Source organism: Sporomusaceae bacterium (assembly GCA_031460455.1).
Taxonomy (GTDB): domain Bacteria; phylum Bacillota; class Negativicutes; order Sporomusales; family UBA7701; genus Anaeroselena.
In genome coordinates, this window is sequence record JAVKTQ010000009.1 from 62,202 (window position 1) to 77,182 (window position 14,981).

The 14,981-nt window shown below is 61.8% G+C and carries 21 protein-coding genes; 6 read left to right on the plus strand and 15 right to left on the minus strand.

Annotation, left to right across the window (positions count from 1 at the left end; all coding sequences use genetic code 11):
* Positions 1-4: 4 nt before the first annotated feature.
* Complete coding sequence (locus RIN56_13710; protein ID MDR7867860.1) at positions 5-1,093, minus strand: zinc-binding dehydrogenase; 1,089 nt, start codon at positions 1,091-1,093, stop codon at positions 5-7.
* A gap of 201 nt (positions 1,094-1,294) precedes the next feature.
* Here RIN56_13710 and RIN56_13715 point away from each other — a divergent pair, with 201 nt between their 5' ends.
* Positions 1,295-2,287: a type II asparaginase gene (locus RIN56_13715; protein MDR7867861.1), complete on the plus strand. Its 993-nt coding sequence runs from the start codon at positions 1,295-1,297 to the stop codon at positions 2,285-2,287.
* Between the two features lie 205 nt (positions 2,288-2,492).
* On the opposite strand, the gene RIN56_13720 is transcribed toward RIN56_13715, so the two are convergent.
* Positions 2,493-3,065, minus strand: a complete 573-nt coding sequence (locus RIN56_13720; protein MDR7867862.1) for a flavin reductase family protein — start codon at positions 3,063-3,065, stop codon at positions 2,493-2,495.
* 272 nt (positions 3,066-3,337) lie between these two features.
* Here RIN56_13720 and RIN56_13725 point away from each other — a divergent pair, with 272 nt between their 5' ends.
* Both RIN56_13725 and RIN56_13730 read left to right on the plus strand, forming a co-directional pair.
* On the plus strand, positions 3,338-3,877 hold the full coding sequence (locus RIN56_13725; GenBank protein ID MDR7867863.1) for a hypothetical protein: 540 nt from the start codon (positions 3,338-3,340) through the stop codon (positions 3,875-3,877).
* A gap of 164 nt (positions 3,878-4,041) precedes the next feature.
* Positions 4,042-4,635: a cupin domain-containing protein gene (locus tag RIN56_13730; protein MDR7867864.1), complete on the plus strand. Its 594-nt coding sequence runs from the start codon at positions 4,042-4,044 to the stop codon at positions 4,633-4,635.
* Between the two features lie 72 nt (positions 4,636-4,707).
* Here the strand turns inward: RIN56_13730 and RIN56_13735 are convergent, their stop codons facing one another.
* The 6 genes from RIN56_13735 to RIN56_13760 form a co-directional block, all read right to left on the minus strand.
* Entirely contained in the window at positions 4,708-5,361 is a 654-nt protein-coding gene (locus tag RIN56_13735; GenBank protein MDR7867865.1) for a YIP1 family protein, read from the minus strand.
* Positions 5,362-5,414: 53 nt separating this feature from the next.
* Positions 5,415-6,287: an EamA family transporter gene (locus RIN56_13740; GenBank protein MDR7867866.1), complete on the minus strand. Its 873-nt coding sequence runs from the start codon at positions 6,285-6,287 to the stop codon at positions 5,415-5,417.
* A gap of 131 nt (positions 6,288-6,418) precedes the next feature.
* Positions 6,419-6,811: a hypothetical protein gene (locus tag RIN56_13745; protein ID MDR7867867.1), complete on the minus strand. Its 393-nt coding sequence runs from the start codon at positions 6,809-6,811 to the stop codon at positions 6,419-6,421.
* A gap of 469 nt (positions 6,812-7,280) precedes the next feature.
* Positions 7,281-7,412: a hypothetical protein gene (locus RIN56_13750; protein MDR7867868.1), complete on the minus strand. Its 132-nt coding sequence runs from the start codon at positions 7,410-7,412 to the stop codon at positions 7,281-7,283.
* A 22-nt stretch (positions 7,413-7,434) separates the two neighbouring features.
* Positions 7,435-7,617, minus strand: coding sequence for a hypothetical protein (locus tag RIN56_13755; GenBank protein ID MDR7867869.1), 183 nt, complete (start codon positions 7,615-7,617; stop codon positions 7,435-7,437).
* Positions 7,614-7,841 carry a hypothetical protein gene (locus RIN56_13760; GenBank protein ID MDR7867870.1) on the minus strand — a complete coding sequence of 76 codons (228 nt, stop codon included), beginning with the start codon at positions 7,839-7,841 and terminating at the stop codon, positions 7,614-7,616. The genes RIN56_13755 and RIN56_13760 overlap by 4 nt, the downstream gene beginning before the upstream one ends.
* Positions 7,842-8,075: 234 nt before the next feature.
* On the opposite strand from RIN56_13760, the gene RIN56_13765 reads away from it, so the two are divergent.
* Positions 8,076-8,453, plus strand: coding sequence for a helix-turn-helix transcriptional regulator (locus RIN56_13765; GenBank protein ID MDR7867871.1), 378 nt, complete (start codon positions 8,076-8,078; stop codon positions 8,451-8,453).
* Between the two features lie 10 nt (positions 8,454-8,463).
* On the opposite strand, the gene RIN56_13770 is transcribed toward RIN56_13765, so the two are convergent.
* From RIN56_13770 to RIN56_13785, 4 genes are all read right to left on the minus strand, one after another.
* A complete protein-coding gene (locus RIN56_13770) occupies positions 8,464-8,589 on the minus strand; it encodes a hypothetical protein (GenBank protein MDR7867872.1) in 126 nt (41 codons plus the stop codon).
* A gap of 226 nt (positions 8,590-8,815) precedes the next feature.
* On the minus strand, positions 8,816-9,658 hold the full coding sequence (locus RIN56_13775) for an MBL fold metallo-hydrolase (protein ID MDR7867873.1): 843 nt from the start codon (positions 9,656-9,658) through the stop codon (positions 8,816-8,818).
* Positions 9,659-9,669: 11 nt separating this feature from the next.
* Entirely contained in the window at positions 9,670-9,876 is a 207-nt protein-coding gene (locus RIN56_13780) for a hypothetical protein (protein MDR7867874.1), read from the minus strand.
* A gap of 1 nt (position 9,877) precedes the next feature.
* The gene (locus RIN56_13785) at positions 9,878-10,393 is read right to left on the minus strand and encodes a DUF134 domain-containing protein (GenBank protein ID MDR7867875.1); all 516 of its coding nucleotides are present in this window, start codon (positions 10,391-10,393) and stop codon (positions 9,878-9,880) included.
* 141 nt (positions 10,394-10,534) lie between these two features.
* On the opposite strand from RIN56_13785, the gene RIN56_13790 reads away from it, so the two are divergent.
* Complete coding sequence (locus RIN56_13790) at positions 10,535-11,428, plus strand: DMT family transporter (GenBank protein ID MDR7867876.1); 894 nt, start codon at positions 10,535-10,537, stop codon at positions 11,426-11,428.
* Positions 11,429-11,493: 65 nt separating this feature from the next.
* Here RIN56_13790 and RIN56_13795 read toward each other — a convergent pair whose 3' ends face one another.
* The 3 genes from RIN56_13795 to RIN56_13805 all read right to left on the minus strand — a co-directional run bounded on the left by RIN56_13795 (position 11,494) and on the right by RIN56_13805 (position 13,601).
* Positions 11,494-12,465 carry an EamA family transporter gene (locus RIN56_13795; protein MDR7867877.1) on the minus strand — a complete coding sequence of 324 codons (972 nt, stop codon included), beginning with the start codon at positions 12,463-12,465 and terminating at the stop codon, positions 11,494-11,496.
* Positions 12,466-12,613: 148 nt separating this feature from the next.
* Entirely contained in the window at positions 12,614-13,063 is a 450-nt protein-coding gene (locus RIN56_13800) for an Lrp/AsnC family transcriptional regulator (GenBank protein ID MDR7867878.1), read from the minus strand.
* A 94-nt stretch (positions 13,064-13,157) separates the two neighbouring features.
* Complete coding sequence (locus tag RIN56_13805) at positions 13,158-13,601, minus strand: MarR family transcriptional regulator (protein MDR7867879.1); 444 nt, start codon at positions 13,599-13,601, stop codon at positions 13,158-13,160.
* A 187-nt stretch (positions 13,602-13,788) separates the two neighbouring features.
* Between RIN56_13805 and RIN56_13810 the strand changes: the two genes are divergently transcribed.
* Entirely contained in the window at positions 13,789-14,856 is a 1,068-nt protein-coding gene (locus tag RIN56_13810; GenBank protein MDR7867880.1) for a radical SAM protein, read from the plus strand.
* Positions 14,857-14,981: the final 125 nt, after the last annotated feature.

Sequence of the window (14,981 nt, forward strand, 5' to 3'; positions counted from 1 at the left end):
GATTCTACGGCTTTATTACCGCCTTCATCACCCGGCAATGCTCGACATCGTCGATCGCCTTATTCGCCTCGTCCAGACCGTAATGGCGGGAAACCATCTTCTCCCAGGCGAACCGCCCGCGATATTTTCCCATCACTAGAATCGAGCGGTAAAAATGACTGAGGTCGATCCCCCAGATACCCTTCACCGTCAGATGCTTCTTATTCAGCAGCCAGTGCGGATTCACCGTCACGTCGCCGTTGTCGGTGTACTGCCCGGCCACCACATACGTCCCCGCGTCGCGGGCCATCGCCATTCCCTCGGCTACCGCCCCCGGCGCCCCCGTCGCCTCGATCACGACATCCGCGCCCCGGCCGCCGGTCATCTCCTTCACAGCCTTCACACGGTCCTCGGCCTTCGTCGCCTCGATATTGATCACCGCGTCGACCCCGAACTCGCGCGCCAGCTCAAGCCGCAGCGCCGGGCCGCCCACCACGATAACCTTGATCGCTCCCACCAGTTGGGCCAGAATCGCCGCGTTCAGCCCCACCGGGCCGCTGCCCTGGACAACCACCGTGTCGCCCAGCTTTATCCCCGCCTGTTCCACCGCGTGGAAAGCCGTCGGCAGGCCGCAGCCGCCGCCGATGAACACCGCCGGATCGAGCCCGGCAGGCAACTTAACGATCTTGACCCCCGGCTTGAGGTAAATCTTATTGCTCCAGCCGCCCAGAAAACCGTCGCCCAGGCCGTAAGTGATGCCGTAAACCTTACGCTGCGGGCAGCGCGTCGACGTCTTTGCCACCAGACAATACCAGCAATCGTGACACGTCTCGTGCACATCGAGGAATGTCACCACATCCCCTTCCCGCAGCACATTGCCGTCCACATCGCGGACCTCGCCGTTCATCGCGCCCATACGTCCCACATTGATATGACCGGGAATTATCGGATACGGCACCCCCGCCAGCCGTCCGTGATACAGATGGACGTCGGTACCGCATACCTCGCTGTAAATCGTCTCCAGCCACGCTGCCCCCCGCTCAAGCTCAGGCTCCGGAAACTCCCGGATCACCAGCGGGGAAAGCGGCTTCTCCAAAATCGCTGCGCGAATCATCTTATACCATCTCCTTGTCCGTGTTACTGTTTTCTTCGGCGCCTTCCGGCCCAAACCCTTTCTGCCCGCCACGCCATTTCGTCCCGCGGCCCGCCCGGCAATCCGCGCCTTTTTATTGCGTCCGTTGCAAATCATATATTATGGTCGCTATCAGCAATGCTATAATAATCATACCAACACTCCCCAACCGGAGGTGCCCGCGTGAAAAAGAACATCGTCATCCTCGCCACCGGCGGCACAATCGCCGGCAAAGCCGCCTCCAGCACCGAAACAGCCTGCTACACATCCGCCCTCCTCTCCATCGACGCCCTCATCGCCGAAGTCCCCGCCCTCGCGGACATCGCCACCGTCAGCGGCGAACAGCTCGCCCAGATCGACAGCGCCGACATGACCCACGCCGTCTGGCTCGCCCTCGCCGGGCGCATAAACACCCTCCTCGCCTCGCCTGACGTCGACGGCATCGTCGTCACCCACGGCACCGACACCATGGAAGAAACCGCCTACTTCCTCAACCTCACCGTCAAAAGCGCCAAACCCGTCGTCATGGTCGGCGCTCTCCGGCCCGCCAACGTCATCAGCACCGACGGCCCCATGAACCTCTACGACGCCGTCGCCCTCGCCGCCTGCGACGACGCCGCCGGCGCCGGCGTCCTCGTCGCCCTCAACGACACCATCAACTGCAGCCGCGACGTCACCAAAACAAACACCGCCCTCCAGGACGCCTTCAAAGCCCCGGAGCTCGGCTACCTCGGCTATATCCAGGCCGGCAAACCCTACTTCTACCGCCGGCCGGCCCGCAAACACACCTTCGCCGCCGAATTCGGCCTCGCCGGCCTCACCGCCCTGCCCAAAGTCGAAATCATCTACACCTATGTAGGCAACGACTGCTGCCTGGCCGACGCCGCGGTAGCCGCCGGCGCCAGAGGCATCGTCGTCGCCGGCGTAGGCAACGGCGGCATGTCCGCCGCCACCCGCCAAAACCTCATCGCCCTCGCCCGCCGCGGCATCGTCATCGTCCGCAGCACCCGCGTCTCCAGCGGCATCGTCACCCGCAACAGCGCCGTCTGCGACGACGACTGCGGCTTCATCGCCGCCGACACCTTAAACCCCCAAAAAGCGCGCGTCCTCCTCATGCTCGCGCTGACGAAGACGGACGATCCTCCCACAATCCAGCGCATGTTCTTCGAATATTAGTTTTGTGGCAAAAAACAATGAGGCCGCCCATAAGCGCCCATCTGCTTCGTGCTCCTCGACTGCCATCCTCAGCGTACGTTCGTGTACGCTTCCGGTGTCAGCCTCCGGTGCGCCTAGCATCTGGGCACTTCTGAACGGCCGTGCGCATTCCATTTAGGAACGCTCCAATACGAAAGCCGCCCTTGCGGGCGGCTTTTTGTGTTCCCTATGCCTTCGGCTTATAATCCTTGCCCAGACTCCAGCCGTTGCCGAGCATTTGGCCGAGGCCCCAGTAGCGGTTGTCGAACATCGAGAACACCACCGGCTTCATCTTCGTCACGTCCGGCATCCCGTCGGTCAGAAACTCCTCCCCGGCGTGCGTCTCCACGATCTCGGCGACCACGATATAATCGTTGCCGCCCATGTCGAGCACCTCCCGCACCTTGCACTCCATGCTCAGCGGGCACTCCTTTATCATCGGCGCCCCGGCGACCTCGCCGCGGAACACCTCGAACAGCCCGCTCTTATCCACCTTGCTCCCCGACACCATCCCCGCGTAATCGGTCGCCGCCAGCATCCCCTCGGACGGGATATTCACGCTGAAAGCCTTGTTGGCCAGCAAACCTTTTGTGCTGTGATGGCCCCGGCCGATGCCGATAGCCAGCATGCCGGGGTTCATGTTCACGATCCCGCAGAAAGCGATCGCCAGGAAATTCGCCTTACCTTCCACCTCCGTCCCCACCAGCACCACCGGATAAGGGTACAGAAACGGCCTGTTGCCAAGCTTCTTCTTTGCCATTTTCTTTTACCTCCTCGTTTTTTATTCCTCTCGCTCTTTTACACGTGTCCCATGCCCCCGCCTCCCTCACGCTCATTCTCCGCCAATGCTGACTAACCAGTCAAATTTACCCTTTTTACCTGCCTTAGTCGCGCCTTTCGCCCGTATTCACCTCTGCTCCACGTTTTTCTCTGCCAACCAGAAATTGACTAGCCAGTCAAGGAATGGTACGCTAGTGTTAAGACAGGCACGGCTTAGGCCGGCCGCCACATTTTTGAAGAGAGGTGTTTCCCTTGCTGCGCCACCCAAAAATCCTCACCCTGTTCATCCTCTTCGCCTTCCTCACCTTTGTCGCTGGCGTCTCCGGAACCGCCGCTGTTGCTCAAGCCGCTGGCGTCGTCGTCGTCGAAAACTCGCCCGAAGCCTCCTTGGCCAACCTCATCTTCCGTATCCTCGACATCCCGGTTACAGTATACGAAATCAGCGAACTCAAAACAACCCGCAATATGGGCCACGGCGAAATCGCCCTCGCCTACAGCCTCGCTCACGCTTCCGGTTATCCGGTTAGCCACATTCTCCACCTTCGTTACGACCAAAAGATGGGCTGGGGGAAAATAGCTAAAACCCTCGGGGTCAAACTGCGCGGCGCCGCCGACAAGTCAGACAGGCTCCTCCGCGACGGAAATTTCGATATTGACGCCGACCAACTCAAGATCAAGATCGGTATCGACATCGAAGAAGAAGACAAGCCCGGCAAAGCCAACAAGAACGACAACGACGACAAAGACAACAAACCCGGTAAACCTGGCAAAAGCAACGGCAAAAACAAATAACCCCACCTCATAAAGGAACGACGGCTGAGCAGCCGTCGTTCCTTTCCATCCTCCGCTCCGCCCAGAATTGCCAGCCGACAAAGCGCCTCACTTGTAAATACTTCCCATATATGTTATCGTAGACATACGTACAATATAACATACGCCGTCCGGAGGAAAAACCAATGGAAAACCTGTCTGCCGTCATCGGCGCCAACCTGGCCGAAATCCGTAAACAGCGCGGGCTCAGCCTCGACAAGGTCGCCGAGCTTTCCGGAGTCAGCAAGGCCATGGTCAGCCAGATCGAACGCGGCGAATCCAACCCCACCGTAGCCACACTGTGGAAAGTCGCCCTCGGCCTCCGCATCGCCTTCAGCGAACTGATCACCGAAAAGCGCAACCCCGTCGAAGTTGTCCGCTCCGCCGACATTCCGCCCGTCATCGACGACGCCGCCGGCCTTAAAATCTTCCCCCTCTTCCCTTTCGAGCAGGACCACCACTTCGAAATATGCCTTGTAACCCTCGACCCCAGCGCCTCCCACGCCTCCGACCCCCACGCCACCCACACCGAAGAATACATCTTCGTCATCGAAGGCGCGATCGAAATCACCATCGGCGGCGACGCCTACCGGCTCGAAACCGGCGACGCCATCCACACCCACGCCGACAAACCGCACTTCTACCGCAACCTCGCCGACAGGCCGGTGCGCTTTCTCAACATCATCTACTACGGCCAGAGCGGCGACACCCCGCCCGCCAAACTCATCCGCGCCCTTTGAGCGCCGACCGCAAAACAGGGACTGCAGCCCGCTGGCCGCAGTCCCTTTATATTTGCCCGTATGCCCCCGGTATTATTTCGCCAGCAGCCCGGCCACCCCTGGCAGCAGCAGGGACGCGATCCAAAATCCTGCCAGCCACAGCCCTGCCGACGCCATATACACCACCAGCGCCCGCCAGGCGGGAATACCCGCCGCCGCGGCGATCGCGCCCAAAGTGATGTACGACGACCACACCAGGACGACATTATCCACCAGCGTGGTCACCAGCCCCTTGCGGTCGAAGAAGATAAACACTCCCAACTGCACGAAACCCATGAACACGCCGGGAATCGCCGTCGTAAAAGCATTCACCACCCGCATCTCCCATACCTCGCACCGGCCGCCCATCAGCCTGCTCAGCGCACACAGCAGATAACTTTCCACAATATAGTAAACCCACGACAGCATGAAAATCAGCGGCGTAAAAATCACCAGCTGCATCTTCGTCACCGCACCGTCGCCATTCCCCGGCTTGAACATCACCGCCAGAAACAGCATCACGATAAACAGCGCCGTGAAAGAAAACCACATCGTCTGCGCCGACTCAGCCGTCTCCTTTGTCAGCAGCCAGCGGGTCGTCGCCCGGGGCCGGAAAAAAATGTCCCGCCAGGGATTGATGTCCGGCAGCGTTTCCGGCTGCCTGCCCGTCCCAGGTTCTTTCCCGGCGCGGCGCTCCTCCTCGTCCATGTCCTTCCCCTTCCTGTCCGCCCCTGTCTTATCATCTCATCGGCGGCCGGAGTTCATCCCGTCCGTTTCTGCACGCCCGCCACAGCCGCGACCACCAGCGCCATACCCGCCAGCTGCCAGCCTGTCAGCGTCTCGCCGAACACCGCCGCCCCCAGCGCCGCCGCGACCAGCGGCTCAAGCGTCGCTGTCACCGCCGCCCGCCCCGGCTCGATATACTTCAGACCAACAGTATACAACAGATAAGCCAGCACCGTCGAAAACAACCCCAGCCCGGCGCCGTACCCCCAGACCTGCCAGGCGTCAAACAGCGCCCGCTGCTCCCACAGCCCGCTGAACGGCAGAATAGCCGCCGCCGCAAAAACAAAAGTATACGTCGTTACCGTCAGCGCTCCGTACCTGCGCAGCGCCAGCTTGCCGAAAATACTGTACAAAGCGTAGCCCACCCCGGCCCCCAGACCGGCGAGCAGGCCCAGCGGCCGCACCGCGCCCGAAAGGCCGGGCAACAGCCCCACCACCAGCGCGCAGCCGACAAAAGTGACCGCCACCGCCGCCGCCTTCCGTCCCGTAATCCGCTCCCCGAACACCGCCCGGGACAAAACGGCCACGAACGCCGGCGCCGTATAAAGAAGAACGGCCGCCACCCCGACCGAAGTCGTCTCGATGGCCGTAAAATAACACCAGTTGAAAAAAATAATACTAACAATACCAGTACCGACGAAATAGCCGCCGTCCGCCGGCCTGATCACCAGCGCCTTCCGGTCCATTACCGCCGCGTAAGCGACAAGTCCGGCGGCACTGACCGCCGCCCGCACGGCCACCACCTGGAGGGGCGAAAAACCGTACGCAGTCAAGCCCTTGACGAACACCGCGATAATGCCCCACAGCACAGCCGCCGCAGCGATCAGCCAATAAGCCCACCGACCCATACCTTCCTCCTCCGTCCGGCCTGCCGGCTATCAAGCAAGCGGCCCCTCACCGCTGGCGAGGGGCACGCCTTTAAATCAGTCTATAACCCGCCGGCGCTTTTTGTCAAGAGGCTGAAACGTCCGCTCACACCTCACAGCAGGATCGCCGCCAGCTTGTCGAGCGCACTGCGGCGGATGCCGAACAGGCGTGACCGCCGCACCCCCATATACAGGCTGACATGACGCCCGCCCCACCGTTCGAAATACATCAGCCGCACCAACTCCCGCTCCTGCTCCGACAACGCCTCACAGGCGATCTCGACCGCCTTTGCCCGCCGCGTATTCTGCGACCGTTCCTCCCTCCGCACCGCAAACGCCCCCGTGCCGTCCGGCGCCTCGCCGCCGCGGACCTTTCCATCGCACCCTGTCGTACAGCTCGGGAAGAGATGTTTCAGCGCCTCGGCCTCGATCGCCGCCTGAGCCTTTATCACCGGGTAACTCTCCAGCAAATCCTCCAACGCGGCGTCGCTGTACCAGTCGCCCATCCTCGCCCCTCCCCGTCAGTTGGCAGCAGCTCTGGCAATACCTCCGGAACTGAACGATCGCCCCCACCATCGCCGCCAGATCCGTTGGCAAACCGCGCCGCCCCTCGTACCACCACAGCGCCGACCGCTCATCCTCAGTCGTCAGCGGCAGGCCGTACATCGCCACATGCTGTGCCAGGCAGCCGCGCCCGCAGGCCTTCCGCAGCAGCGTCACCCGCGCGAAAATCGTCTCCAGATCGTCCCGCGCCTGCTGGAAAAGCGCCATCAACAGCTCCTCCGCCCCGCCGTCAGCGATCACACTCCTCACCCCCGGCCTGTCCGTCAGATATTCGTCCGCTCCGGTACTCGCGAAGGAACATTCCCACCCGTAACCGCCCGCACCCGCGCCGCGCCGCCAGGCTGCGCAGGAACAAACTGGCAGCCTCCCAGCGACAGGGGGGCAGCGCCTCGCGAAAATGCCTCCCGCCGCTCATTCCCCGTCCTGCTCCCCGGCAGCCCGCTCCGTCTCCCGCAGCCGGCCGCCGCAGGCCTCGCAAGGCTCGTCCACCAGCGCCGCGCTGTACCACACCCGCTCGCAGCCGGAACATACAAACCTCCGCACCCCATACCCCTCCTCTCGCCCCTTAGCACAGCCCCAGCATCCGGTCGACCAACCGCACCTTACAATCCGGGTGACCGTGAATCATCTTGCCGCTCTCGAACACCAGCCACTCCTCGTCGGCGAGAATCGCCTCCCCGCAGCCGCAGCAAACGCCCGCTTCCCGCGGCTCGCGCGGCGGCTCCAACCGCCGGTCGCCCGGCCTCATCCCCGCCGCCCCGCTTCCTCCGGCCCCGCCGCCCTTTCCCGGTAAGCGGCGATCGCCCTCCCCACCGCAGCCAACTGCGCCGGACTGAGATGGAGGCACACCATATCGGCTGTGCCGAAGCCTCCCAGCGTAAAATAAACGACCTCGCCAAAAGCAAACCGTTCCCCCTGGACCTCCACCGGCAATCCTTCCTCCTCATACAGCGACAGGCTTATCCTCGCCACACACGCCACCTCCAGTCGTTCGCAGCGGCACAACTTGCCCCCAATCGAATTATTCCGGACAACTTGCCTTGCATCTAAATATTATCGACTTTTTCGATTGAAGTCAATATCTTTTTTCGATATTAAATAATTATTTCTGCAATATTATCGAATTAATCGAAAAGGTTAACTATCGAACAAGCCGAAATATACCAACAAATACACCCATTGCATTCGACATATGGAGGCCATAGCATGGAATTTCACGGCGAACGCCTGCGGGCGGTCAGGGAATCGTTAAACTGGTCGATGACCCACACCGAAAAAGTCACCGGTGTCAAGCAATCCACCATCTCCGAGCTGGAGAACGGCATCATAAAATACCCGCGCGAAGCCACCGTAGCCAAACTGTGCCAGGGGCTCAAAATCAAGGACAAAAACTTCTTCTACCTCGACGAAGTCGTCCTGCCGGCCGATATCCTCCCCGCCGACACCCCGGAAGACCTCCTCAAATTCATCATGTCCGGCGACAACCTCCCCTGGATCGCCCTCGGCAAAAAGATCAAAGACAGCGGCCTGCCGCCCGAAGACCTCGAACAAATAATCGCCATCCTATCCAGAAACAAAAAGTAGCCCCTCACGACTACTTTCTGTCCGGGCAATATATACGCAGAAACTCTTCGAGATACTCGCCGTTTACCCAGTAAACCCCCTCTCGGTCGCGGATCCACTTCACCGCCGGGGAAAACGTGCATAGTCGGTATTTCATTTCCCCCTACCTCCGCATACATCGAACATACGTTCTACTTCTGCGTGCTCAGGTAAAATCCTTCTGACATAACAATATCATTTTCGTAAAAATTTGGTTACTGGCCACAGTCCCAATTATCCGGGACTTCAGTCCTAAATTTTACATTTTTAGGAAAATTTTGTTTTAATGGAAAAACATTACAAAAAACACGCATTGCAAAATGCGTGTTTTGTCGTTTATCCTTCTATACTTCGATCACCGTACCCACGAACGCCGGCACGAACTTCGCGCCGAAAATCCCATACAGCCTGGCCAGCATATAAAAACCGGTGCAGTGATTCGCGGCCACCAGCGAAGGCTCCAGCCGCTCCAGCTCCGCCAGCGTTGCTTCCTGCTGGCCCTTCTCCACCGGCCCCAGGTGAGTGCCGCCGACGATGGCGTGCAGCCGGCCGCAGCCCGTCACCGCCAGACCGTGCCTGATGACATTCACGATCCCTGCGTGGGCGCAGCCGCTTATCACCGTCAGCCCCTTGTCGCCGGCGTGGAAGATGGCCATATCGTCCGGCACAATATCGTGTTCGCCGCCGCAGCAGCCGTCCGCTCCCGCGGCCTTCAGGAACGGGTCGCCGGTCTCATACCCCGTTTCCCGCGGGACAGAGCCGCTTATCGTCAGCCCCGGCGCCAGCTCGGTCGGTTCCACCACCGGACGGAAATCCGCCCCGAGCGAAACAAGCTGTTCCTTAGCGTGCGGCATGCCTGCGAAGCGGGTAACCCCACCGGCCACCGAATAACGGTTGGCGAAAGCCTCGGAGTGGCAGTATACCGGCAGCCTCTTCCCGGCCTGAACAAGCATGGCCGCCAGGCCGCCCGTGTGGTCGTAATGGCCGTGGCTGAGAATGATCGCGTCCAGATCGGCGGGGCGGACGCCCAATAGGGCAAGATTAAACGTCGCAACCTCGCTCTGCCCGGCGTCGAAAAGGAACCGTCCGCCCTCCGTCTCTACAAGCAGCGACAAACCGTGCTCCGCCCGGAAAGGCTTCTTCGACTTGGGCATGATACAGTTGTCGACGACAACCGTTATCCTCATCCCAATCCCTCCTAACAGCCGTCGCAGCTGCCGCAGCCGCTGCTGGCGACCGTAAAGCCGGCCGCCCTAGTTCTGCCGTCTTTGACCTTGGCATTATCCACCACCACCATCGTCCCGGTGTGCGACAGATAAACCACATGGCCCTTCTCCGTATCGGCGAAAACACTCACCGCCGCGTCGCCGCCCGGCGCAGTCACCGTGCGCTCGAACTCCAGCATCTTAGCGCCCTCCGCAGCATCCGTGGCCTTGGCCATGAGCGTGCCCATGCCCGTGGTGCCCGCCGCCGCACGCCGTCGTAGTGCCGTCCTCGGCCACCTTCATCTTCTTCATCCCGCCGCATTTGGGGCACGCAATCTCGTACCCGTGACGGCCGCCGGCCGTGCACGGCGGCTCCTCCCAACGCTGTCCGCAGTCAACGCACTCGAATACCCTGTTCTTCATTGTATAACTTCCTCCTTCAAAAATAATCTGCTGTCCGGCGACCAACGCGGTCGCCACCTTGAACCTGGCGGAACGCAATATCCGCTGGAAGGTCGGCCGGGAAAGCCCCATCGCGGCGGCGCAGCCGCTCTGGTCGAGCCCCGCCAGATCCTTCAGGCGAATGGCCTCGAACTCCTCCATGGAAACCCGCGTCACCCCCGCCGCAGCCTCGCCCTCAGGCAGAAAGCGCCGGCAGAAAGGCTCCTCGTCCACGATCCCGCAACATTTTCGCCTCGCCACCCCGACCCCTCCCATTTGGGCATATGCTCAATTAATTATAACTCGCCTGCCACAAATAGGCAAGGCCGGCGGCCCATTTCCCGGCGAACATTCCCGCCCCCGCGAAAATAAGGTATAATGAATGCGTTTGGATAATTCCCCCCGGGAGGGATCGCCTTGGACAACACCCCGCTCTCCGCCCACACCCCCTGGCGGCGCGTTCTCGCCGACCTCTCCCTCATCGCCGTCGTCTTCGTCTGGGGCGTCACCTTCGTCGCCGTAAAAAACGCCCTCGCCGCAATCGGCGTCTTCACCTTCCTCACCATCCGCTTCGCCATCGCCTTCCTCTTCCTCGCCCTCCTCTTCCGTCGCCGCCTGGCCGCCGCCGGCTGGCCCGAAGTCAGGGCCTCGCTCATAATCGGCGTCTTCCTCTTCGCCGGCTACGCCTTCCAGACCGCCGGCCTTAAATACACCTCCGCCGCCAACGCCGGCTTCATCACCGGCCTTGCCGTTGCGCTCGTGCCCTGCTTCGCCGCCGTCGCCAGCCGTCGCCTCCCCGGCCTTCCGGTCGTCGCCGGCGCCGGCCTCGCCGTCGTCGGCCTTGCCCTCCTCACCCTCGAAAACGGTATCACCGTCAGCTACGGCGACACCCTCGTCTTCTTCTGCGCCGTCGCCTTCGCCCTCCACATCCTCGCCATCGGCCGTTTCGCCCCCCGCTTCGACGCCAAAATCCTCGCCACCCTCCAGATCGGCGTCACCGCCCTCTTAAGCGGCGTCGTCGCAGCGAGCGTCGAAACACTGCCCGCCCGACTGACAAGCGACGTCTGGCTCGCCCTCGCCATCACCGCCATCCCCGCCACTGCCCTCGCCTTCCTCGTCCAGACCACCGCCCAGCAGTTCACCACCCCCAGCCGCACCGCCATCATCTTCGCCCTCGAACCCGTCTTTGCCGCCCTTGCCGGCATCCACCTCCTCGGTGAAACCCTCTCCGGGCAGCAAATCCTCGGCTGCGTCCTCATCCTCGCCGGCACCCTCGCCAGCGAACTCCTCCCCGACCGGCAAAACGCATAGAAACACCGCATATGCAAAAAGCTGCCTTCCGGCAGCCTTTTTATATACCCTAAACCATATTATCGTCACTCCCCCCGGCTGGGGCAAGTCTTCTTGCGCGATAAGGCGGACTCCATCGCTGAAGTCCTGCGCACCTGGCTCGCGGTCAGGAGAATAACCGCAAACACGATCACCGCCGCCGACACCACCGTCCGCCCGCCCAAAGCCTCGCCGCCCAGCACCACGCCGAGCAGCATCGCCACCACCGGGTTCACGTACGCATACGTAGACGCCAGCACCGGCGAAGCATTCTGCAGCAGCCACACATACGCGCTGAAGCCCACCAGCGACCCGAACACCACCAGATAAACGAACCCCAGGAACGACTTCAGCGACACCGCCGCCACCGTCAGCTGGCCCCATTCGCCCGCGGCCGCGCCCATCAGCAGCAGCGTCGCGCCGCCGCCCAGCATCTGCATCCCCGTCGACATCACCGCCGACCCTGGCAAATTCACCTTACGCGACGCAATCGAACCCAGCGCCCACAAGAACGACGCCCCCGTCAGCACCAAGGCCCAAAACGGGCTCACCGGGCTCGCCCCCATAACAACACTCTCCCCGCCGGCCAGCAGGCCGATGCCCACCAGGCCCAGCGCCACGCCGGCCCACGTCGTCAGTCCCGGCCGGGTATCCTTCAGCCACAGCCAGTTAAGCGTCACCATCCACAACGGCGACGTCGCCACAAGCAGGGCAGTCAGGCTCGACGGCACCATCTTCGCCGCCCATACCACGCCCCCGTTGCCCCCGGCCAGCAGCAGCATCCCCACCCCGGCGGCCCGCAGCCAGTCGCCGCCCGCCGGGGCGGGCGCGCCCCGCCGGCGGGACAGCGCGTACATAAACGCCCCCGCCAGCACGAACCGCATCCCCGCCATCAGAAACGGCGGCATAGTCTCCACCGCGAACCTGATCGCCAGATACGTGCCACCCCAGCAGACATACACCGAAAATAAAGCGGCCGCAAGCATGGCCGCCTTCCTCTCAACCGGGAATTTCCCCATGACAGTTCCTCGTTTCCCCTCTTTTATAAGCATTATATTCTGTTCAATCGCGTCAGTAAAGAATAAAATTCTGTTTTTAGCCAACATTTAGAAACAAAATAACAACAGGCCCCTGTGGGCCTGCTGCAAAAAACCGCCTGACCACCCCTCATTCCGGCAGCGGCAGGCTGTTCGTCTCCTTCACCGTCGCCAGCACGATCGTCGTCTTCGTCGAACGGATCGCGGGAATATTGCGGAACTGCTCGCTCAGCAGCCGCCCAAGGTGCTCAGTGTCCCGCGTCCGCACCTTCACCAGAAAGCAGTCGTCGCCGGCCACATTGTGCACCTCCAGCACCCCTGGGACGGCGGCCAGCAGCTGGCCGGTATCGCTGCCCTCGCAGTAGTCGGCCTTCACCGCCACGAACGCCAGCAGACCCAGCCCGACGGCTGCCGGGTCGAGTCGCGTACCATACTCCCGGATCACCCGGCGTTCCTCCAGCTTCTTAATCCTCTCCAGGACCGCCGACGGCGCCATATTCACCCTGCGGGCAATCTCGGCGTTGGAAATACGGGCATTATTCTGCAGCATCTCCACAATCTTAAGATCGATATCATCCATAAAAGCCTCTCCCGCCAGCCAGACTTACCACCTATATTCTACCTGTTTTCCCGCCGCTGTAAAAGCCCCTCTTGGGGCCGCCACCGTCTCCCGCCTACTTCCTCGCCGGCAGCGTGCGCCTGAACGCCGCCGCCAACAGCTCTATTCCTTCGACAGCCACCCCGCGCTTAGCCTCCGGAATCGCCACCAGCACACCCGCGAAAACACGGCCCGACCGCTCGTTTATCTCGTCGCGCAGCCCTTCCCCGGCCGCGGTCAGCGCCAGCTTCACATACCGCCGGTCGGCCGGGTCCTGTTCCCGCCTAATATAACCCATGCGAACAAGCTCATCGACCACCCGGCTAAGAGCGCTCTTATCCATCATCACCCTGCCGGCCAGCTCGCCGAGGGAAATTCCCGGCGCGGCGCCCACCTCGGTGATCGCGTGGCACTGGGCATACGAACAATCGGCGCAGAACGACTTCTTCCCCTCCAGCAGCCCCACCGAACGGATAAAATCCTTCACCGCTGCGCGCAGAGCGACAACCTTCTCATCCATAACACCCGCACCTCAGTTGTAAAAACATACTGTTGATTTTTTAAACTATTGACAATATAATCTATATTAGATATTATACCCAGCGCTGCTCCAAAAGTAAAGGTCAAGGAGAATCGTGAACGACCTCCGCCAGACCATCGTCGCCCGTTTCGCCAACCCCTGACAGTGTCCCCAAGGAGAACAAACAATGCTGAAATCGGTCCGCGACTGGTTCGGGAACGCGGCGCAGCCGAAACGCCGCCGGATCACAGGCTTACAAGTCGAAGTCTCGACCGCCTGCCAGCTGTCATGCCGCTATTGTCCGCGCACCGTTATGGCCGCCGGCTGGCAAAGCGCCGTCATGCCGTGGGAGCTATATGAGCGCCGCCTCGCGCCCCACTTCGCCGCCTTCGAGATGATATTCCTCCAGGGCTGGGGCGAACCGCTCACCAACCCCCGCTTCTGGGACATGGCGACATTGGCCAAAAAAGCCGGCCGCAAGGTCGGCTTCATCACCAACGCCCTGCTCTTCGGCCCGCACGAGATCGAACTGGCCTGCGAGCTTGACATCGATCTCGTCTGCTTCACCCTCGCCGGAGCGACGGCCGCCACCCACGAGCATTACCGCGCGGGAGCCGACTTCGCGGCCCTGACCGGCCGCATCGCCGCCCTCGCCGCCCGCAAGGCGGCCAAAGGCCTCAGCAGGCCGGCGATCGGCGTATCCTACACCATGATCCGCGGCAACCTCGCCGAGCTACCCGCAGCCGTCAGTCTGGCCGCCTCCCTGGGCGCCAACCAGTTTACCGCCAACCACCTGGACTGCATCCCCGCCCTCGCGCTGGAAAACGACGCGGTATTCCTCAACTCCCGCCACGAAGACACCGGCCACGTAGCCGCCGCCGCACGTCAGGCCGCAGCCGCCGGAATCTTCTTCCGCGCCGAGCCCCCCAAGCTCGGCGGCGAAATACTGGTCTGCGAAGCCAACCCGCTCCATACCACGCTGTTCGTCAAAGCGGACGGCACAGTCGTCCCGTGCCACCAAATGGCTCTGCCGCCGGACCTCGTCGCAAACATCTGGTTCCGGGGGCAGCCATGCAGGTACAGCCCGGTCGTGCTCGGCAACGCCGCAGCAACCCCGCTGCCCGAGATCCTCGCCGGTCAACAGGCCCAGGAAATCTTCGACTGCTTCGAGCGGCGGGCCGACTACGGCCTCGACCGTCCCATCCCCGAAGCGCCGCCCGTCTGCAAAGTATGCTACAAATTATACGGAGCGTAATAAAGGCTGCCGGCAAAGTCGGCAGCCTCAACCATTGTATCCCCTGTGCAGCCCCGCGCGCCGGCCTCCCGGCCGCCCGCCAAAAAACTTAGCAGGCCCTGGCGGTCCTGCTAAGTCAACCGGCG